Genomic DNA, 17,006 nt, shown 5'->3' on the forward strand with positions numbered 1-17,006 from the left:
GCGCCATCCTGCAGGTGGTGCCGCGGGGTCGCGCGGCAGTCGCGAGACTGCAAGAGCATAAAGCGCCTGAGTGGATGTGCCTATAGTAGGCAGAGTTTTCGTGTCACGGCAACATTCTCTAACAACCTTTTTACATAAATGCGGCGATTCTCACAGGTCAAGCTAGCTGTGGGCGCGATCGCCCACAATGACAACCGTGAGCGGTTGTGCCAGTGACGCGGCTGCCACAGCTTCGGCTGCTTCGGCTGGTAGCGCAACGAGGAGTGTGTGCGTGCGGGCATCCTCTCCGCCGGCACCCACCGACACGACGCGTGCGCCACGGGCAATCGTTGAACCGCGGGCGGGGAGGGAAGCGTCGTCACCACCGTCGAGGGCACCGACAATATTGACCGTATCGCCGTGATGGAGGTTGCGGGCAACGTCTGGCTCGGCGAGCGTGAGTGGGATAAGGTGGCCGTCTTCCATCCCGAAGTCTGCGATGAGGTCCGAACTGAGCAGCCGGGTGGTGGTAAGTATTTCGCCGGCGCTGGCCGCCGCCACCAGAACTCGCCCCACCGCATCTTCCGGGTTGCTCCCCAACGCCGTGGCGGGGAGAGCGGAGGAGGGGACGCGGGCCACGGAGACATCGCCAAGTGCCAGCGTCTCCCCGGCGGCGACGTCCCGGGCCATGACCACCACGCGCGGCTGCTCACGGGTAGAAGCGAGCGCGCTGGCCGCCGCGGCCACGAGCAAGACTGCGGCCGTTACGCGGCGCAGAAGAACGCTGCGGCGATGCCCGGGGGTGCGCAGAACGTGAAGAAAGTCCATACCTTTTTAGACTGCGCTCCGACCCGCGCGGTTCCCAGGCGGCGGCATGGAATCTGAGAAGGGGCCGATTAAAGCCAGCGCATCCCGCGCTCGGTGAGGATGCCATCGACGGGACGGTCGTGTTCCTCGAAGGGGACGTCCCGGACCTCGCTGGAGTGGACGAGAGCCACGACAGGCGGGTTCCCAGTGGGAAGCGGGGTGAGTGCGCGGTCGTAGTAGCCGGCGCCTTTTCCGAGGCGCATGCCTGACTCGCTCACCGCCATCGCGGGCGCCAAGATGAGGTCGAGGTGCGCCAGGATTTCGCTGCTATGGCGCTGCCCGACGGGCTCTGCAATCCCTAATGCCCCTGGGCGCATGGCCTCCGGCCCGCCATACAGCGTCCACAAGAGCTCACCGTTTTTGCCTGAAATGGGAAGGTAGACCTCCTTGCAGAGTGCGGACACGGTCTCCACGAAGTCGGGGCCACCCGGCTCTGTGCCCAGGGGATGGTAGGCGGCAACACGCATCGCAGGAGTGAGTAATTCACCCACACCGGCGCACCACGCGGCGTTGTCATCAGCGCGCTGCTCGGCGCTGCGCTCGCGCCGCGCGTTAAGGAGTGAGGATCTTAAGGCGTCCTTGGGGGAGGTCGTCATGGTTGTCAATCATAGCGAGACGGCGTAGCGCAGCACGGGAGCGGGAAGGGCGCATTGTAAAGTGGAACTTATGGCTATTGCACACGAGGATTCCCACACCGGGATCGCTACGGTCGTTGTCCCCGCTGCTGGCATGGGCACCCGCTTCTTGCCCGCCACCAAGACCGTACCGAAGGAGCTGCTCCCCGTCGTTGATACGCCGGGTATTGAACTCATTGCGGAAGAGGCCGCGTCCGTGGGCGCCCAGCGCCTTGCGGTGATTACCGCGCCGAACAAGCAGGAAGTGATGCGGCACTTTGATGAGTTCCCCGATCTCGTCGAGACCCTCCACGCCCGCGGCAAAGACGAGCAAGTGGCCAAGGTCAAGCGTGCTGCTCAGTTGATCCACCCGATTTCCGTGGAGCAGGAAAAGCCGCTGGGCCTGGGCCACGCGGTGGGCTTAGCGGAATCCGTGTTGGAGGATGACGAAGAATTCTTCGCCGTCATGCTGCCGGATGACATTGTCCTGCCGGCCACCGTCATGGGGGAGATGGCCCGGGTTCGCGCCGCCCTGGGCGGCAGCGTGTTGTGCGCCTTCGAGGTGTCACGCGAAGAGACCTATAACTACGGGGTCTTCGACGTCGAGGACACCAACGCGCCGGGCGTGAAGAAGGTTGTGGGCATGGTGGAGAAGCCGGATCCGGAAGATGCGCCTTCGAACCTCGTGGCCACTGGGCGCTACTTGCTCGACAGGAAGATTTTTGATGCCCTTCGCCGTATCAAGCCGGGCAAGGGTGGGGAGCTGCAGCTGACCGATGCCATCGAGCTCCTCATTAAGGAGGGACACCCAGTTCACGTCGTAGTTCACCAAGGCAAGCGCCACGACCTTGGCAACCCGGGCGGTTATATCCCAGCCAACGTGGACTTTGGTCTGCGCGATGAGAAATACGGTCCCGCGCTCTACAAGGCGATTAAGAAGATTGTGGAGGATTACGAAGAAGAAAAGGGGCTGAAGGGCTAAGCCTTCGCACGCCTAGCGCGCTAAGCTCTACTCCAGTAACTTCCATCCCTTTAGGCCCCACATACCCCAGAGTAAAGGCAGGCGGTACATGCGTTCGGTCGATGACCAGATGGCGTTCATTCTTGATGCAGCGATGACTCCCGAGCCGGTACGCATCGCCATCGCGAATGCCCTAGGTCTCAAGTGCGCGGAGGAGGTGCAGGCAAACCAGCCGCTCCCGGGGTTTCCGCAAGCAGCCATTGATGGCTATGCCGTGCGCGCCGTGGACGTTGGGGGAGAAAAAGCCCTCAAGGCACGCTCCCGCCACGACATTGAGGATGCGGATGCACCCGCCACCGAGATGGAGATTGAGCGTTCCCTGCCTGTAGTGGGGGAGGTTCCCGCAGGTTCGCGCCAGCCTTTGCGTTTGCAGCCCAAGCAAGCGGTGCGCGTGTACACGGGCGCGCCTCTGCCGACGCTTGCCGACGCCGTCCTTCCCCTCGAGTGGACCGACCGTGGCCGCAAGCGCGTGACCTCGCACCGCCCGGTGCGCTCGGGGGACTTCGTGCGCCGCGTGGGCGATGATATTCAGCCCGGGGATGTTGCCGTATCCTCCGGTACCATCTTGGGCCCAGCGCAGATTGGCCTGCTTGCGGCGGTGGGGCGTTCGAAGGTGCTGGCGTACCCCCGCCCGCGCGTGACCATCGTGTCCTTCGGCAAGGAGCTTGTCGACGTCGACCGCGAGCCCGGCCTAGGTCAAGTCTTCGACGTGAACTCTTATTCGCTTGCAGCGGCCGCGAAGGAGGCGGGCGCGGACGTGCACCGCGTCGGCATCGCCGCCGGCGAGCCGCGTCGCGTGCGCGAGGCTTTGGAAACCTACCTGGCGCGCAGCGAGGTGCTGGTGATCTCCGGCGCCGTGGGTGGCGCGGGTTCGGAAGAAATCCGCGAGGTCCTTGATGAGTTGGGAGATGTGGATACCTCACGCGTAGCCATGCACCCGGGATCGGTCCAGGGCTTCGGCCTGTTGGGGGAGGAGCGCATCCCGACCTTCCTGCTGCCCTCGAACCCGGTGTCCGCGCTGGTTATCTTCGAGGTCTTTGTGCGCCCGCTGATCCGTCTCTCGCTAGGCAAGCGCAGCGGCCAACGTCGCGTGGTGCGCGCACGTGTGCTCAACCACATGGAATCCCGCCCGGGACGCCGCGGCTACATCCGCGCCCGGCTCATGCGGGATGCCGAAACCTCTGACTATCTGGTGGAAGGACTGGGCGGTGCGGCGGGTGCGCCGGCGCACCTGCTCGCAGGGCTCTCGGAAGCGAACGCGATGATCCGCATTCCGGAGGAAGTGACAGAGATCCGTCCCGGGGACGTGGTGGACGTCCTGTTCCTGACCCAGCGCAGCTAGCCGCCGGCACACACGTCATGCTTGATCCTTTTGGTACCGCCGCGGGGCGCTTTTCTACTCCCGCCACCGGTGGGGTCAACCCCGATCATCCGGGTTGGCCAGAAGCTACACCCGCGGTACGGCTGCGGGAGTCTCGTGTCTTCCCGCGCGGGGCGACGCTACGTTTGCGCCCGCTGTTGCGGAGGGACGGTGCGGCGTGGCGACGGCAGCGCATCGAGGATAGGGATTTCCTCAAACCGGTGGAGCCGACGCTGCCGACGGGGTGGGATGCGGCGCACTCCCAGTCGGCTTGGTGGAATCACCTGATGTTTCTGCGTGACTCGGCCCGGGCCGGGACAGTGGTGCCGCTGGTCATTGAGGTTGATGGCCACTTCTGTGGGCAATTGACCTTAGGAAATATCCAGCATGGAGGGGTCAGCGAATGCTGGATTGGCTATTGGGTGCATTCCGCGGTGCACGGTGCGGGCGTGGCTACTGCTGCCTGTGCTCTTGGCGTGGACCATGCCTTTTATCGTGTGGGGCTGCATCGTGTGACGGCGACCTATCTGCCGGAGAACCCCGCTTCAGGCAAGGTGCTGCACAGCAACGGGTTCCGCGATGAAGGGTTCCTGCGCCGCAACCTGCATATCGACGGCGCGTGGCGGGACCATCACTTTTTGGCTCTTAATCGCGAGGATTTTGCCTCTGGGGCGGTGGAGCGCCTCCGTGCGGCGGGACGAATCGCGGGGGCGTAGCAGGTGGCTTAGCTGTTGCTAAGCCGGTGATGGGTTGGGAGATTGTTTAGGTCAACTACCTCTGCTTTCACTTGAGTAACAACCTTGTAATTTAGGGGTTCGTTGGTGCCCACGGGGCGGGGTTGGGCAGCTAGAGTAGGGGCCTAGTTATATTCCCTTTTTTCGTCGACCCCTGAAAGTGGGACTCAGCCACATGATGACTGCCGTGCCGATCATTCTCGTAATCGTGCTGTGGCTCTTCATCCTCGCTCCGTTGCTTTTGCGCTCGCAGCGTCCGATGAGCCACACAGGTGAGGCCTTTGAAGAGACCCGCGTGCTCTTCGAAGGAGATTCCGGCTCCGTGCCGGGCCGCCGTAAACCGCGCCTGGGCAAGGAGGACATCCGCCCGCACGCCCCGGCAGCAGCGGAGGCCAGCGATGAGGAAGCCGAGTATGAGCTGGTTGAGGCCGAGGGGGTTGCTGATACCGCGGAGTCGCTCCAGGGCGATGGCGAAGGAAAGAGCGCTGCCGAATCCGTAGTGGCGGACACGATTGATGGCGAAGTCGTAGAAGCTGAGGACGCCGAGACGGACTTCGAGCTCGAGGACGATTCCGACGACGCTGCCGAGGATGATCATGGGTCGGAGCAGGAGGCTGAGAACGTTGAGGCGGATGCTGCCGAGGTATTCACGGCTCCTGCCAACGCCGGCGTGGCCGAGGATGCCTATGACTTCGATGAGACCTATACCTCGCCGGTTGATCTGATGTATCCGGGTGCCATCGACGCGGTGGAGGAAGCACCGGCTGCGTCTGATGTGAGCAACTCCGACGAAGCAGCGGTTGAAGCGGAGAGCGCTGATGCCGAAGACACAGAGGAAGGCTCGGACGCAGTCCCGCAGGGCGGGGACCTTGTTGCTGCTGAGACTGAGGACGAGGATGTGAGCGGAAGCGATACCGAGCTGTCCGCCGAGGAACTGGCCTTCGCCCAGCGCCGCCTGGGCCGCGGTGGCTGGGATCCGGTGAAGGAAAAGGAAGCCTCCGCCACGCGTTATCAGCGCCGCCAGCGCACGCTCATCGGCTTGGCGGTAGCAGTGGTAGCTACGGTGTGCCTGGGCATTGTCGTGGGGAGCTGGACGTGGTGGCTGGCGGGTATTGCCGGCGTTATGACCATGGTCTACCTGGTGGCCCTGCGCGCCCAGGTGCGCCGCGAGCGGGAGCTGCTGCGCCGACGCGTCTACCACCTGCGCCGCGCCCGTTTGGGTGTGCGCAATGCGGAGAACCCCGCCGAGTCGCTGCCACCCAACCTGCGCCGCCCGGGCGCACTCATCTTGGAAATCGATGATGAGAGCCCGGACTTTGACTACCTGCCCGTCTACTCGGAGGGCGATAGCGACGATGGCTTCGACGGTCCCCATCCCTCTTCGCGCCAGCGCCGCGATGACCTAGCAGCCCGCCGAGTTGGTTAATCCACCCGGCCCCTAGGCCGGCCAGATGCCGGATGTGCCGCGCCGATGGGAGCCTACTAGGTGGGCGTCAACCATCCCGATGGCCGTCATCAGGGAGAAACACGTCACTGGGCCGACGAACTTGAAGCCGGCCTTCTTCAAAGCCTTGGACATGTCCAAGGCTTCTTGCGTGTATTTTGGAATATCCTCTTCGCTTTCCGGCGCAATCGTGTCAGCGGGCAGGAAGCTCCAGATGAATTCATCGAGCCCGCCTGTCTCCCGCAAGGCCACCGTGGCCTTCGCGTTGTTAAGCACCGCGTTGATTTTCAGACGGTTGCGGATGATCCCCGCATTGTTCATGAGGCGCTCGACTTCTTCCTCCCCGAAGCTGGCCAGTAGGTCTGCATCAAAACCCACAAAGGCAGCGCGGAAGGCTTCGCGCTTGCGCAGCACTAGTTCCCAGCTCAACCCGGCCTGGAAACCTTCCAGGCAGAGGCGTTCCAGCAGGGCGGATTCCTCATGGACGGGCATGCCCCATTCGGTGTCGTAATACTCTTGGAGAAGCGGGGAGGTCATTGCCCAGGCGGGGCGGCCAAGCCCTGCGGAGTCATAAACAAGTCTCGTATCGTTTGCCATCTGTGTACTAGTCATGCCTTTTTAGACTGCAGAATCGGTTCATCGGTTCCCCACGGCTCTCACGGCCTCGTGCCGCAGAGCGTGGCCTCATGCTCCAACAGCATCTGCTTCGCGGCTGTGCCCCCACGATAGGAACCGAGGCTGCCGCTTGCAGGAACGACGCGGTGGCACGGCACCACGATGGGAAGCGGGTTCGTAGCACAGGCGCTTCCAGCAGCGCGGGCGGCCTGCGCACTACCGGCGGCAGCAGCGAGGCGCGAATAGGTCCAGCGCTCACCGAATGGGATATCGCGCAGCGCACGTTGCGCGCGGTCGCGGAAGGTGTGTGGGGATGCGGGGACGTCGAGAAGCAGCTCAAAGTCCCTACGCGTGCCCGCAAAGTATTCGGTGATCTGCTGGGCAGCGGCGACGAGAGCGTCGGCCCCCGCAACACTAGCTCCCGCAACACCAGCGTCCGCAAAACTGTGGTGTCGGGCGCTGGTAGGGCCATCGGGGAGGCGCTGCAGACCGCTGAGATCCGGGGATTCACCGGGGAAACACACCCGTGACAAACCCCGCTTAGAGGAGACAAGGAGAAGACGGCCGAGCGGAGTGTCCAGCGAGGTCCACATGTGCATGGTAGGAGGGGAGTCCTTTCGGAGGGAGGTGGTCATCCAGGGTAGTCTATGAACCATGAATAGACCCGCCGTACGCGATGCCGCGCTGCTCATCTTCCGCGCGGTGCTGGGAGTTATCTTCGTCGCGCACGGTGTGGACAAGATGTTCTTTAGCGGCATGGACGAGGTAACCGGTCAATTCTCCGCATGGGGAGTTCCGCAACCGCAGACCTCGGCGTACTTGGCTGCCTTCGCAGAAATGCTGGGCGGGGCGGCCCTCGTAGTCGGCCTGCTCACCACCTTTGTGGCAGGGGCATTGGCGCTGCTTATGGCCTGTGCGTTGTACTTCGTACATATGGGCAATGGCCTCTTCGCCGCCGATGGTGGCATCGAGTACCCGCTGGTGCTCATCGTGTCGCTGCTCATGATCGTTGTCTTCGGCTCCGGCCGGGCGAGTGTGGATGGGGTGTTGAGCCGTGCTGACGCATGAGCAGGTGCAAGCGGCGATCTCCGCGCAGCTCGATGGGGAAGCCCCGCAGCTGGCGCCTGATGTCATTGACGCGCATGTCTCCGGCTGCCCGGAGTGCGCCGCCTTCCGGGAGAAGGCGGCGGCCTTGTCTCGCTCACTGAGCCTCGTGGAACCTGAGGGCCTGCCGCCGCAGGACTTGTCGGAGGTCATCCTGGCTGGCGTGGAGCCGGAGTGGCAGCGGGCCTCCAGCGCACGGCAGGCATCGCTCACGTTGGCACGGGTAGCTCTCGGAGTGTTGGCCGTGGCGTTTCTGATTTGGGCGATCGTGGTCGTCGTCAGCGCTTCCGGCTTGACCACCCTGGGCAGTGAAGGAACCCTCGCCGAAGGGGCCGACCCGGAGCGCGCACACCTTGTGATGGAGGCTGCGGCGCTGCGCTTCGGCCTGGCGAGCGGTTTAGCCTTTGCCGCCTGGCGCCCAGCCTCAGCTCCTGGATTGCTGCCGGTGGTCTGCACTATATTCGCGTTCTTGTGCGGCTTTACCATGCGCGACTTTGCCTTGGGCAGCGTTGTCGCGGAGCAGGTTTATATCCTCATCGGCACCGGTCTCGCAACGGCCAGCCTGGGGTGGGCGTGGGCGGCCGACCGGGGCTTTTTGCTACGGGACGTGTATAGGACGTTGTCCGCTAACCCGCGCTAAGCCTTAAAGGCCACGTCTACGAGGCCGAGCCTAAGGGCCCAAGCCTAAGTGGCTTGGGCCAGAGTGTAGGGCCAGGGGTTTAGGTCCAGGACGGTAGCCACATCATGGAGTGATACCAAGAATCCGGGATGAGGTAGCCGTAGAGAATCGGGGAGAAGTAGGCAAACATTGCCACGACGAGCGCGGCGTAGCACACGGTAAGGAAGGTGCCCAGCGGCATCGCGGCCCCAAAAAGCTCCGTGAGCCAGCGCCATTGCAGAACCCGTCCACGTCCAATCATTTGCCCCAAAGCCAGAGAGATCAGCACGATGACGAACGGAATGAACGCCGTGGCGTAGAAGAAGTACATCTGTCGGTCAAAGACCATGAGCCAGGGCAGGAAACCCGCCGCGGCACCCACAAGCGGGATGAGGAAGGCGCGGTTGCGTCGCACGAGCAAGGACCACAGTCCCCACAGCACCGCCGGGATGACCAGCCACCAAATGACCGGGGTACCAAAGAGGTACAGCATCCTGCGGCAGGATCCGCCGTCCCCGCAAGAGATGTCCGTGGAGGAGTAGTAGAGGATGGGGCGTGCGGCCACCAGCCAAGCCCATGGCTTGGAGTCCCAGGGGTGGCTGTGGCCACCTGAGGAGGTCAAGGAGGCGTGGAACTCCAGCACAGAGGAGTGGTAGTAGAACCAACCGGCAAGAGGCTCGGGGAGGTGGAGCAACCAAGAGCCATCCTCGATCGTGCCGTCAACCTTCGCGTGGCGGTAGACGGCGGTCTCATCGGCAAACCAAGCGCGCCAAGACCACGCATACAGGGCTACGGGGACCGCAACGAGTGAGGCCAGGGCTGCTGGGGTATCGCGTACCAGCGTGCCCACGATGTAGCGGCGTACGCCATACAAGCGGCGCAGAGCGAGATCCGAGAAAACGCTCATGAGACCGAAGAACATGATGTAGTACAGGCCTGACCACTTCACGGCCAGCGTTAGCCCCAGGAAAACGCCGGCAGTAAAACGCCACCACCGGAAACCAAATCTGGGGCCGAAGTCGGAGTCCCCCATCGTGCCTGACAGGAAGGCGGCGTGCAGGCGCTCGCGCATCTGCTGGTGATCCCGCGCCAAGGCCCAGGCAGCGGCGACGATGAAGAAGACCTGGAAGATGTCAAGCATTCCGAACTTGGAGGCCACGAGCAGCACGCCGTCGCACACGGCGAGCAGGCCGGCGAGGAAGCCCACCTGCCAGGAACCGGACAAGCGGCGTGCCAGCGCCATGGTGAGTAGCACGGTGCCCACGCCAAAGAGCGCGGCCATGGCCCGCCAGCCCAGTGGGGTGTAGCCGAAGATGGCCTCCGATATCGCGACAATCTGCTTGGCCAGCGGTGGGTGCACAACCAGGCCGTAGCCCGGGTTGGACTCGATGCCGCCGAGGAAGAGGTTGTGCCAGCTGGTGACCATGTCCCATGCCTGCGGCACGTAATGCTTCTCGTCGAAGACGGGAGTTCCCTCGGAGACCGGTGCGGCGAGACCTGCAAACCGCGTGATGAATGCCAGCACAGCGATGATGGCGGTGCTGATCGTGTCGGCCTTGGTCCAGGTGTAGTGCCGGGGAGCAGGGGGAGCTGGCCGGCTATGGATGCCGCGGGCGGCGGGGACGCGCGCGCGGCTGGTGCGGCCAGATCGATCAGTAAGGATTGCGATACTCACGCGGAAGAGTCTAGCGTGCGTGTGCCATGCTGGGGGTATGAGTCTTCAGCTTGAACCCCTGCCGCGTGGAGTCATCCTGGCCGCCACGCCGCTGGGAAATCCCGGTGATGCTTCTGCCCGATTGATGCAGGCGTTGGGCCACGCGGATGTGATCGCTGCGGAAGACACCCGCCGCGTTCGTAACCTGGCCCAGGCGCTGGGGGTAGAGATCCGCGGCAAGGTGGTTTCCAATTTCGACCACAACGAAGAGGAGCGCTCGCGCGCGCTCGTCAACGCTGCCCGGACGGGCACGGTTCTCGTGGTGTCGGATGCTGGCATGCCGCTGGTCTCCGATCCTGGGCACTCCATCGTCACCGCTGCGGTGGAAGCGGATGTGCCTGTGACCTGTTTTCCGGGGCCCTCGGCGGTGCCGACTGCGCTTGCACTTTCCGGACTGGGGGTGGGGCATTTCCTCTTCGATGCCTTCCCGCCGCGCAAACCCGGACCGCGTAAAGCCTGGCTGGAGTCCCTCGTGGGGGAGCGCCGTGCCATTGCTTTCTTTGAATCCCCGCACCGTCTAGCGCAGACGCTTGGCGACGCCTCAGCGATCCTCGGCGCGGAGCGCCGCGCTGCGGTCTGCCGTGAGCTGACGAAGACCTACGAGGAAATCAAGCGTGGCACCTTGGGCGAGCTTGCCGAGTGGGCGCAGGAGAATGCGCGGGGTGAAATCACCGTCGTCATCGAGGGCGGGGATGCCGCACCCGTGTCGTTGGAGGCCCTCGTGGAGCAGGTCCGTGCGGAGGTTGAGCGGGGCGTGCGGGCCAAGGATGCCTGCAAGCAGGCAGCAGCGGGAACCGAGTGGTCCAACCGCGAACTCTATGATGCATACCTCGCCGCGCGCGGCTGAGCTTTAACAATAAATTCTGGTGATGCCCGTCTCTTTTGGGCCAATCGTTATGGCATCGTTATGTGACCCGGCGTGGCCGCGGCATGCGCGGTAGGGATGCCATACCTCGGAAATGCCTCCGAACAAGCTGGCAAGCTGCACAGTTGCGGTACAGATTCGGCAGCTGCGGTGGAATAGCGGTCGTTCAAAGAAGCTCGTGAGAGACGCTTTAGGAACGCTATATGCCCGAAATGCATGTGGTGAATAGTCTTTTTGTTTCCGTTTTAGTTTGACTAGTTGATGAGACAGCACCAAGGTCGGGAGGTATGACAGACTCGACGAATGCAGACAATGTAAAGGATACGGGGGTGTCTTCGGCTGTGCCCCAAGGCGAGAGCTCGCCGGCCGCGGTAGAGGAATACCGCACCGTCGACGAGCGCCTCGAGGCTTCCTCGGCCACGAGCCAGCTTCAGGATATGCTCACCAACAAGGCGTTCAATCCTGAGGCGGCTCCCGCGCCAGTGGAGGAGGAAGAGGACGAGAAATTTGGCCCAGGCGGCATTGATTCACCGATCGACTGGACCATTGTGGGAATCGCCGGCCTGCTCGTTGCCGCCTTTGTGGCATGGGGCTTGGCCGCTCCAGAGAGCTTTGCCTCCTTCTCCAGCAATGCTCTGAGCTTCGTGGTGAATAACTTTGGCTGGGCCTATGTGCTCTTCGGGACCATTTTTGTGGTTTTCGTTATCTGCGTTGCGGCCTCGAAGTTCGGCACCATTCGTTTGGGCAAGATTAACGAGGAACCGGAATTCTCCACGGTCTCTTGGATTGCGATGATGTTCGCTGCCGGCATGGGCATCGGCTTGATGTTCTATGGTGCTTCCGAGCCGCTCAACTACTTTAAGAACGGCGTTCCGGGCCATGGTGAGAATGAGGTAGGAACCTCAATGGCCACGGCCATGTTCCACTGGACCCTGCACCCATGGGCCGTGTACGCCATCGTGGGGCTTGCCATCGCTTATTCCACCTTCCGTATTGGCCGCAAGCAGTTGTTGAGCCAGGCCTTCGTGCCGCTCATTGGCCAGCGCGCCGCCGACGGATTCGCAGGCAAGATCATTGATATCTTGGCCATCTTCGCCACCGTCTTTGGCACCGCTTGTTCGCTGGGCCTCGGCGCGATGCAGATTCAGGCAGGCCTGCAGGCCTCCGGAATTATTGAGAACCCCACGCAGAACGTCGTCATCGGCATCGTTCTCGTGCTGACCTTGGCCTTTATTCTGTCGGCCATGTCGGGTGTAGGCAAAGGTATTCAGTACCTCTCTAACACCAATATGGTCTTGGCGGCTCTGCTGGCCATCTTCGTGTTCGTCTTCGGCCCAACCGTGTCGATTTTGAACCAGATCCCAGGCTCCATTGGTAACTACCTGGCGAACTTCACCGAGATGATCGCTCGTACCGCTGAGTCCGATAACGGAAACGCTGGCGAGTGGCTATCTACCTGGACCATTTTCTACTGGGCTTGGTGGGTTTCCTGGTCGCCGTTCGTGGGCATGTTCCTCGCCCGCATTTCGCGCGGCCGTTCCGTCCGCGAGTTCTGCGTTGGTGTGCTTCTCGTCCCGGCTGGTGTCTCCACGGTGTGGTTTGCCATCTTCGGCGGTACCGCCATCCACATGGAGCAGAACGGCAACTCCATCTCCGGTGAGTCTGCCGAGCAGGAGCTGTTCAACCTGCTGCAGAACCTCCCCGGTGGTTTCATCGCGGGCATCGTCGCCGCCCTGCTCCTTGCCACGTTCTTCATTACGTCGGCCGACTCGGCGTCGACAGTCATGGGCTCGATGTCCCAGTCTGGCGCTACCACCGCCAAGCCGTGGCTGTCCGCGGCATGGGGTGTGCTCACTGCGGCTGTCGGCCTGACCTTGCTGCTGTCGAGCGAGAATGCCCTGTCGAACCTGCAGAACGTCACCATCGTGGCGGCGCTGCCATTCCTCTTCATCCTCGTCGGCCTCATGTTCGCTATTTACAAGGACTTGAGCAACGACGTAATTTACCGCGAGTACCGCGAGTCCCAGGCCTTCCAGCGCAAGCTGGCGCGTGAGCGTCGCCTGCACCGCGAGTTCCAGCGCGAACAGGCCTACAAGGCCCGCCGCCGCCAGCACAGCCACAAGAACTAGTTCTGGCGCGAGCATTTCTCTCATACACCCCCTCACTGCATTGCCGGTGAGGGGGTGTTCGATAGAGTAGGGGCCATGACTGAGACAGTTGTCGTTAATGTTGCTTGGCCCTATGCCAACGGACCCCGCCACATCGGACACGTGGCGGGTTTCGGTGTTCCTTCCGACGTGTTCGCCCGTTTCCAGCGAATGCGTGGCAACGACGTCCTCATGGTTTCCGGTACCGACGAGCATGGCACCCCGTTGCTCGTGCAGGCGGATAAGGAAGGCGTGACGGTTCGTGAATTGGCGGATCGCTACAACCGCCAGATTGTCACCGACCTGGCTGGGCTCGGCCTGTCTTATGACCTCTTTACCCGCACCACCACTCGCAACCACTACGCGGTGGTGCAGGAGCTGTTCAAGGGGCTGTACGAGAACGGCTACATGATTAAGGAGACCACCCAGGGCGCCATTTCGCCGTCCACGGGCCGTACCTTGCCTGACCGCTATATCGAGGGAACCTGTCCGCTGTGTGGTGCCGATGGCGCGCGCGGTGACCAGTGCGATAACTGCGGCAACCAACTCGATCCGGTAGATCTCATCAACCCGGTGTCCAAGATCAACGGCGAAACCCCGAAGTTCATCGATACCGAGCACTTCCTGCTGGATCTTCCTGCGGTCAAGGACGTCCTCGAAGAGTGGCTGAAGACGCGCGAGGACTGGCGTCCCAACGTTCTCAAGTTCTCCCTCAACCTGCTGGAGGATATGCGCCCGCGCACCATGACCCGTGACATCGACTGGGGCATTCCCATTCCGGTCGAAGGCTGGGAGGATAACGGCGCGAAGAAGCTCTACGTGTGGTTCGACGCGGTGATTGGTTACCTGTCTTCCTCCATCGAGTGGGCCCACCGCACCGGCAACCCGGAGGCTTGGAAGGACTACTGGCAGAACCCGCAGGCACGCCACTACTACTTCCAAGGCAAGGACAACATCACCTTTCACTCCCAGATCTGGCCAGCAGAGCTCTTGGGCTACGCGGGCAAGGGCTCCAAGGGCGGTGAGCTGCACACCTACGGTGAGCTCAACCTGCCCACGGAGATTGTGTCTTCGGAATACCTGACCATGTCCGGCTCCAAGTTCTCCTCCTCCAAGGGCGTCGTTATCTACGTCAAGGACTTCCTCGAGGAGTTCGGCCCAGACGCACTGCGCTACTTCATCGCCGTTGCCGGCCCAGAAAACAATGACACTGACTTCACCTGGGATGAGTTCGTGCGCCGTATCAACAACGAGCTTGCCAACGGCTGGGGCAACCTGGTCAACCGCACCGTGTCGATGGCCCACAAGAACTTCGGCGAGGTCCCGGCCCCGGCCGCGCTGGAGCAGGCAGACAAGGACATCCTGGCACTGGCGGAGGAGACCTTCACCACCGCCGCGAATTTCCTCGAGCAGTCCAAGTTCAAGCAGGCCATGACCGCCATCATGCACGTCGTCGGCGAGGCCAATGCCTATGTCGCGGCGATGGAGCCGTGGAAGCTGGCCAAGGATGAAACCCAGCGCGAGCGTCTGGCCACCGTGCTGTGGACCGCACTGCAGGTGGTCTCCGACTGCAACGTAATGTTGACCCCGTTCTTGCCCTTCACCGCACAGAAGGTGCACGAGACCCTGGGACGTGAGGGCGTCTGGGCCGCACAGCCGCGCATTGAAGACGTGGTGGATGATATGCCGGTCGAACTCGTTGGCGTAGACCTCCCGCCGGAGAATCACCCGTACCCGATCATCACCGGTGACTACGCGGCGCAGCAGGCTGCGTGGAAGCGTGTCGACATTACGCCGGGGACGACGCTGCAGAAGCCCAAGCCGCTGGTGGCTAAGCTCGACCCGGAGCTTGGTGAGACCGGCCCGGAGTGGGCCCCGGTTCAGAAGTAAAGGCGTGGGCTCGGCGTTTCGGCGCTCGCTTGCGCCCTTCCTGCTCTTTTCCGTTGTTTGCCTCACCGCGCTGAACCTGCGATCCGGTATCGCTTCGGTGGCACCGGTGCTGGGGCAGATCCAGAATTTCTTTGGGATCAGTTCTGGGCAGGCAGGTTTGTTGACCGCGCTTCCTGGCCTGTGCTTCGCGGCCATGGGTTTGGCCGCCGTGCCCATTGCTCGGCGGGGCGGGCTCAGCCGTACCTTGACCGGCGGCACGCTGGCCCTAGTGGTGGGCCTGGCGCTGCGTCCGTGGGTGAGCAGCTTCCCGCTGTTTATTGCGTTGACCCTGTGCGTTGTCGGCGGCATCGCTCTAGCCAACGTTCTGCTTCCCGCGTGGATCAAGCAACATGGTTCGGGCCGCACGCTGGTGGCGTTGATGACCACCTACACCACGATGCTGGGCGTATCCAGCGCCCTTGGCCCGCTGTCCGCGGTGACGCAAAGCACGTGGCAAGGTGCGCTGTGGATCTGGTGCCTGCCCGCCATCGCGCAGCTGGCGGCGTGGATAGTGGTTCTGCCGCAGGCTGGCAAGGACGTCGCCCACGGGGCGATCGACGGTGCCGGCGCGCCAAAGCCCATGTACACTTCGCCCACGGCGGTGGCCATGCTCTTTTTCTTCGGGCTGCAGTCCTCCATGGCCTATGTCCAAATGGGTTGGCTGCCGCGCATGCTGGTAGAGAAGGGCGTGAGTGAGGATACCGCCAGTGTGGCACTTGCTGTCATCGGTGTCTTTAACATCGCCGGCGGCGTGATCATGCCCTGGCTAATTTCTCGCCTGGACCGCCTAACACCCGTACCGATTGTGCTGGCGCTGTGCACCTGTGCTGGGTGGGGTGGGGTCCTTGTGGCTGCCGACGTCGCCCCGCTCGCCTGGGCCTGCATGATGGGGATCGGCGGTATGTGCTTCCCACTGGCTCTGGCATTGCTCACCGCCCGCACTCGGAGTGCGCTGACGACCGCACGACTCTCCGGTTTTGTGCAGCCGGGCGGCTACATCTTGGCGGGGCTGTTGCCGCTTTTCGTGGGCGTTGTGCGCGGCGCTACCGGTAACTGGACGGCCGTCCTGATTGCGCTGATGGTGCTCAGCCTTTGCATGCTGATGGCGGGTTTGCGCGCGACTAGGCGGGTCTACATTGACGACGAGCTCGCTGCCTAGCGGGGTCCTCCTTAGTTGCGGTAACTTTTGTATTGCAGCGTTAGTTAGAGTTAACGCCTCGCGTTATTGACGTGTCGCGTTATGGGGGGTATGGTGCATTTATGATTCAGTCGTTCGCGGATAGGGATACAGAGCGCTTATGGAATCGAGAGAGGGTGTCCTCGATAGATTCACGTATTCACTCGGTAGCTCTTCGCAAACTGAGGCAATTGGGCTATGTGCAGAGGCTAGATGAGCTTCGGATTCCTCCGGGGAATAGGCTCGAAGCGTTGAAGGGCGATCGGCGGGGTCAATATAGTATTCGTATCAATGACCAATGGCGGATCTGCTTCCGGTGGACCGCTTTAGGGCCAGAGGAGGTTGAGATCGTTGACTACCACTAAAAAGCTCCCCCCAGTGCACCCAGGTGAAATCCTGATGGAAGATTTTCTTAAGGAAATGGGGATTACCCAGCACAAACTCGCGGTTTCGATAGGGGTCCCGCCTCGACGTATTAACGAAATCGTCCACGGAAAGCGGGCTATTACCGCCGATACGGCTCTTCGCCTTGCCAAGTTTTTTGGAATGTCCCCACAGTTCTGGCTGGGGTTGCAGACCCATTACGACTTGGATGTCGCAGAGGACAAAATTCTTGCCGAGCTGGACGATATTGTGCCGCTTCAGGCAGCGCCGGCTTAACGCGTTTGCCGTCTGTGACCGCGTAGCGCAGGGTGAGTTGCTCAAGCCGAAGTCGCCGTTGTTGCCAAAGTTTCTCGCCTCGCCGCGGGATCTGGCCAGATCTTTGGCAACAATGGCA

17 protein-coding genes are annotated in these 17,006 nt (G+C 62.4%); 12 read left to right on the forward strand and 5 right to left on the reverse strand.

Annotated elements, in window-relative coordinates:
• Nucleotides 1–162: 162 nt before the first annotated feature.
• Together HMPREF2635_RS11405 and HMPREF2635_RS11410 are read right to left on the reverse strand one after the other, a co-directional pair.
• Nucleotides 163–807: an SAF domain-containing protein gene (locus tag HMPREF2635_RS11405; protein WP_070510403.1), complete on the reverse strand. Its 645-nt coding sequence runs from the start codon at nucleotides 805–807 to the stop codon at nucleotides 163–165.
• A 68-nt stretch (nucleotides 808–875) separates the two neighbouring features.
• Nucleotides 876–1,442, reverse strand: coding sequence for a 5-formyltetrahydrofolate cyclo-ligase (locus tag HMPREF2635_RS11410; RefSeq protein ID WP_049154209.1), 567 nt, complete (start codon nucleotides 1,440–1,442; stop codon nucleotides 876–878).
• A 70-nt stretch (nucleotides 1,443–1,512) separates the two neighbouring features.
• Between HMPREF2635_RS11410 and HMPREF2635_RS11415 the strand changes: the two genes are divergently transcribed.
• The 4 genes from HMPREF2635_RS11415 to glpR all read left to right on the forward strand — a co-directional run bounded on the left by HMPREF2635_RS11415 (nucleotide 1,513) and on the right by glpR (nucleotide 6,001).
• Entirely contained in the window at nucleotides 1,513–2,442 is a 930-nt protein-coding gene (locus tag HMPREF2635_RS11415) for a UTP--glucose-1-phosphate uridylyltransferase (RefSeq protein ID WP_070821794.1), read from the forward strand.
• Nucleotides 2,443–2,530: 88 nt separating this feature from the next.
• Nucleotides 2,531–3,823, forward strand: a complete 1,293-nt coding sequence (gene glp / locus HMPREF2635_RS11420; protein ID WP_070821795.1) for a molybdotransferase-like divisome protein Glp — start codon at nucleotides 2,531–2,533, stop codon at nucleotides 3,821–3,823.
• 17 nt (nucleotides 3,824–3,840) lie between these two features.
• The gene (locus HMPREF2635_RS11425; protein ID WP_083321308.1) at nucleotides 3,841–4,557 is read left to right on the forward strand and encodes a GNAT family N-acetyltransferase; all 717 of its coding nucleotides are present in this window, start codon (nucleotides 3,841–3,843) and stop codon (nucleotides 4,555–4,557) included.
• 193 nt (nucleotides 4,558–4,750) lie between these two features.
• Complete coding sequence (gene glpR / locus HMPREF2635_RS11430; protein ID WP_070681889.1) at nucleotides 4,751–6,001, forward strand: divisome protein SepX/GlpR; 1,251 nt, start codon at nucleotides 4,751–4,753, stop codon at nucleotides 5,999–6,001.
• A 12-nt stretch (nucleotides 6,002–6,013) separates the two neighbouring features.
• On the opposite strand, the gene HMPREF2635_RS11435 is transcribed toward glpR, so the two are convergent.
• Complete coding sequence (locus tag HMPREF2635_RS11435; RefSeq protein ID WP_080975044.1) at nucleotides 6,014–6,631, reverse strand: DNA-3-methyladenine glycosylase I; 618 nt, start codon at nucleotides 6,629–6,631, stop codon at nucleotides 6,014–6,016.
• A 44-nt stretch (nucleotides 6,632–6,675) separates the two neighbouring features.
• Nucleotides 6,676–7,269, reverse strand: a complete 594-nt coding sequence (locus HMPREF2635_RS11440) for a methylated-DNA--[protein]-cysteine S-methyltransferase (RefSeq protein ID WP_347948602.1) — start codon at nucleotides 7,267–7,269, stop codon at nucleotides 6,676–6,678.
• A gap of 19 nt (nucleotides 7,270–7,288) precedes the next feature.
• Here HMPREF2635_RS11440 and HMPREF2635_RS11445 point away from each other — a divergent pair, with 19 nt between their 5' ends.
• Together HMPREF2635_RS11445 and HMPREF2635_RS11450 are read left to right on the forward strand one after the other, a co-directional pair.
• Entirely contained in the window at nucleotides 7,289–7,702 is a 414-nt protein-coding gene (locus HMPREF2635_RS11445) for a DoxX family protein (protein WP_046646952.1), read from the forward strand.
• Entirely contained in the window at nucleotides 7,689–8,378 is a 690-nt protein-coding gene (locus HMPREF2635_RS11450; protein WP_070545588.1) for a zf-HC2 domain-containing protein, read from the forward strand. The genes HMPREF2635_RS11445 and HMPREF2635_RS11450 overlap by 14 nt, the downstream gene beginning before the upstream one ends.
• Before the next feature lie 79 nt (nucleotides 8,379–8,457).
• Here HMPREF2635_RS11450 and HMPREF2635_RS11455 read toward each other — a convergent pair whose 3' ends face one another.
• The gene (locus HMPREF2635_RS11455) at nucleotides 8,458–10,065 is read right to left on the reverse strand and encodes a dolichyl-phosphate-mannose--protein mannosyltransferase (RefSeq protein ID WP_371326326.1); all 1,608 of its coding nucleotides are present in this window, start codon (nucleotides 10,063–10,065) and stop codon (nucleotides 8,458–8,460) included.
• A 43-nt stretch (nucleotides 10,066–10,108) separates the two neighbouring features.
• Here HMPREF2635_RS11455 and rsmI point away from each other — a divergent pair, with 43 nt between their 5' ends.
• The 6 genes from rsmI (at nucleotide 10,109) to HMPREF2635_RS11485 (ending at nucleotide 16,888) form a co-directional block, all read left to right on the forward strand.
• Nucleotides 10,109–10,957 carry a 16S rRNA (cytidine(1402)-2'-O)-methyltransferase gene (gene rsmI, locus HMPREF2635_RS11460; protein WP_046646950.1) on the forward strand — a complete coding sequence of 283 codons (849 nt, stop codon included), beginning with the start codon at nucleotides 10,109–10,111 and terminating at the stop codon, nucleotides 10,955–10,957.
• 305 nt (nucleotides 10,958–11,262) lie between these two features.
• A complete protein-coding gene (locus tag HMPREF2635_RS11465; RefSeq protein ID WP_049154220.1) occupies nucleotides 11,263–13,104 on the forward strand; it encodes a BCCT family transporter in 1,842 nt (613 codons plus the stop codon).
• 75 nt (nucleotides 13,105–13,179) lie between these two features.
• On the forward strand, nucleotides 13,180–15,012 hold the full coding sequence (gene metG / locus HMPREF2635_RS11470; RefSeq protein WP_049154222.1) for a methionine--tRNA ligase: 1,833 nt from the start codon (nucleotides 13,180–13,182) through the stop codon (nucleotides 15,010–15,012).
• Nucleotides 15,013–15,016: 4 nt separating this feature from the next.
• Entirely contained in the window at nucleotides 15,017–16,210 is a 1,194-nt protein-coding gene (locus HMPREF2635_RS11475; RefSeq protein WP_070821797.1) for an MFS transporter, read from the forward strand.
• Between the two features lie 101 nt (nucleotides 16,211–16,311).
• Nucleotides 16,312–16,593: a type II toxin-antitoxin system RelE/ParE family toxin gene (locus HMPREF2635_RS11480; protein WP_046646946.1), complete on the forward strand. Its 282-nt coding sequence runs from the start codon at nucleotides 16,312–16,314 to the stop codon at nucleotides 16,591–16,593.
• Between the two features lie 34 nt (nucleotides 16,594–16,627).
• Nucleotides 16,628–16,888, forward strand: a complete 261-nt coding sequence (locus HMPREF2635_RS11485; protein ID WP_046646945.1) for a HigA family addiction module antitoxin — start codon at nucleotides 16,628–16,630, stop codon at nucleotides 16,886–16,888.
• The last annotated feature ends 118 nt before the right edge of the window (nucleotides 16,889–17,006 follow it).

It is taken from the genome of Corynebacterium sp. HMSC035E02 (assembly GCF_001836065.1).
In the GTDB taxonomy this organism is placed as follows: domain Bacteria; phylum Actinomycetota; class Actinomycetes; order Mycobacteriales; family Mycobacteriaceae; genus Corynebacterium; species Corynebacterium hiratae.